3 protein-coding genes and 1 pseudogene are annotated in these 2,145 nt (G+C 72.9%); 3 read left to right on the top strand and 1 reads right to left on the bottom strand.

Annotated elements, in window-relative coordinates; translation table 11 throughout:
• Positions 1–66: 66 nt before the first annotated feature.
• The 3 genes from H5J33_RS36875 (at position 67) to H5J33_RS38015 (ending at position 1,767) form a co-directional block, all read left to right on the top strand.
• On the top strand, positions 67–300 hold the full coding sequence (locus H5J33_RS36875) for a DUF4331 family protein (RefSeq protein WP_220212959.1): 234 nt from the start codon (positions 67–69) through the stop codon (positions 298–300).
• The gene (locus H5J33_RS32365) at positions 245–793 is read left to right on the top strand and encodes a DUF4331 family protein (RefSeq protein ID WP_220212958.1); all 549 of its coding nucleotides are present in this window, start codon (positions 245–247) and stop codon (positions 791–793) included. Before H5J33_RS36875 ends, H5J33_RS32365 begins: the two co-directional genes overlap by 56 nt.
• Positions 794–1,407: 614 nt before the next feature.
• Positions 1,408–1,767 carry a DUF3566 domain-containing protein gene (locus H5J33_RS38015; protein ID WP_309485538.1) on the top strand — a complete coding sequence of 120 codons (360 nt, stop codon included), beginning with the start codon at positions 1,408–1,410 and terminating at the stop codon, positions 1,765–1,767.
• A 34-nt stretch (positions 1,768–1,801) separates the two neighbouring features.
• On the opposite strand, the pseudogene H5J33_RS32355 reads toward H5J33_RS38015, so the two are convergent.
• Positions 1,802–2,145, bottom strand: a pseudogene (locus H5J33_RS32355) (aminoglycoside phosphotransferase family protein); the annotation flags it as partial.

Here is a 2,145-nt window from a genome sequence, read left to right as displayed (position 1 = left end):
TGATTTTCCCCAGGTCCGCAGCCGCGCCACCGGCGGCCGGCACCTGGACGCGCGAATGCTGGGCGCATGTCCCACCACCTCAGCGGCCCCGATCTCCGCTCACCCATGGACGACGCCCGGCTCGACCTGACCGACCTGTTCGCCTTCACCGTGCCCGGTGACCGGACCGTGCTGATCATGAACGTGAACCCGGTCGCACCGACCGGCGGTCAGGCCTTCCACCCGGAGGCGGTCTACCGCCTCGATGTGGACACCGACGGCGATCACCGGGCCGACGTGGCGTTCGGCTTCGTGTTCTGACTGGGGCGCCGACAAGAACGTCTTCGGGATCGTGCTGGAGATGCCGCACGCGGAACTGGGCACGGACCCCGTGATCGGGGTGTGGGCGCGGGTGAGCGTGCGCCAGGACGGACGGCTGAAGTCCGTGGACCGCGGCGCCCACCCCTCGCTGACCGCCTGCTTCAACGCCGACGACGTCAAGGACGCCTACAACGCGGGCGAGCCCGCCGACGACTGGGACACCTACCGCGCGCCCTGGGCCGCGGTGCTCCAGCACTTCGGCGGCTACGACGAGCAGTCGGCCGAGCGGGTCCTGCGCACGGTACTGCCGGACATCCTGCGTCTCGACCGGGGCAAGCCCACCGCCTACCCCAACGGCCGTACCCTCACCGACGACGTCACCTCCGCCCGGCTGGCCATGCTCACCGCGGGCAAGGTCACCACCGACCACATCGGCCCCCACACCGATCTGCTCCCCGGCTTCCCCTACCTCGGCGTCCCCCACACCGGCTGACGGACCGGGGTCCGGCCCCGTCCGGTGGTGCCTCCGGCGTACCACTCGCGGGTGCATGGGGGCAAAAGTGCCGATACCGTCGGATTCACGGACCAGCAGGCCCCAGAGGCCGCCTGGCGGTCGGCGATGGCCCGTTCGACGGTGGACGGCACGGCCCGGCTGCCAGGCCAGTCAGGGAGACAGGCATGAGCCGAGCCAAGCGCAGGCCCAGCAGCACCTTCCACGGACGGATGACACCCGGGCAGGACGGCGGCTCGGGCCCCTCCGCGAAGACCGGGCCGACCGGACGCCGGCGCGCGGTGCCGCCCGACGAGACCGACGGGCGGCCGATACCCGACGGCGGATCCATACCGCCGGAGCGGCCCGGTCTCCCCGACGGCACAAGCACGGCACCGGAGCAGCCTGCCCCCGCCGGTCCCGCCGGTCCCGCCGGATCCCCTGAGACACCCGGCTCACCGGGTCTCCCAGGTGTCCCCGGGGCCGCCGCCGGTGCCGGGCGGCCCGGGCCGGTCTCCGGTCTCCGGAGCCGGCGGGTGCCCGGCGGTGGGGCGCCCGGGCCAGGGCGGCGGCCGATACGGCTGCGTCTGTCGGAGGCCGATCCCTGGTCGGTGATGGTGACCAGCTTCCTCCTGCTGGCCGGGCTCGGTGTGCTCGTGGTCGCCACGGCGGGCGTTTCCTGGATCATGCTGAACACCATGGCTCCGGATGTCCTGCCCGCCTTCGGCACCTTCCTGGCCGTGGCGATCGGAGTCGTCATCGTGGAAGTCGTCCTGGGCACCGGCCTCGTGACGCTGGGCGCCTTCCTCTACAACCTGTCGGCGCAGTACAGCGGCGGCGTCGAGATCGCCGTGACCGAGGCCCTGACCGGACCGCCCCCGGCCAATGTGCGGGCCCTGGTGCTCATCGCCAGGGCCCGTCGCCGCCTGCGTGCACAGGTCCCGGCCCGGACACAGGGTGACCGGCGCACGGACTGACCGTCGTGACGGCGGCGGCCCGGCGCGGGCGCGTTCAGCCGCCCACCAGCGCCAGGACCTCGTTCAGGTTGTGCTCGGCGATGCCCGCCATCGCCGCCCGGTCGGGGAAGTCCCCGTCGAGCAGGCGCAGCGGTCCAGCCGTCAGCGAGAGCCGCTGGGCCAGCAGGTACAGCGCGAGCCGGTCCTCGTCCAGCCCGTCCACCGCCAGTGGCGCGTACGCCCCGTGCAGGCGGACGCGCAGGAAGACGTGCTCCCACTCGATGTCGAAGTACATCGTGCCCTCGATGTCGATCAGCACGGGATTCCCGTCCGCGTCCACCAGGGCGTGATCGGGGCCCAGTTCGCCGTGGACGACGGCGTACTCGGCACGGGGCCGCA

This window comes from Streptomyces sp. WELS2 (genome assembly GCF_013870595.1).
Lineage (GTDB): Bacteria > Actinomycetota > Actinomycetes > Streptomycetales > Streptomycetaceae > Streptomyces.
This window is presented reverse-complemented; position numbering and strand designations above follow the sequence as displayed.

Bases quoted from the DNA above. Each gene is read 5' to 3' on its own strand.
- H5J33_RS32365 (WP_220212958.1), top strand. From the start codon at position 245: ATGTGGACACCGACGGCGATCACCGGGCCGACGTGGCGTTCGGCTTCG.
- H5J33_RS36875 (WP_220212959.1), top strand. From the start codon at position 67: ATGTCCCACCACCTCAGCGGCCCCGATCTCCGCTCACCCATGGACGAC.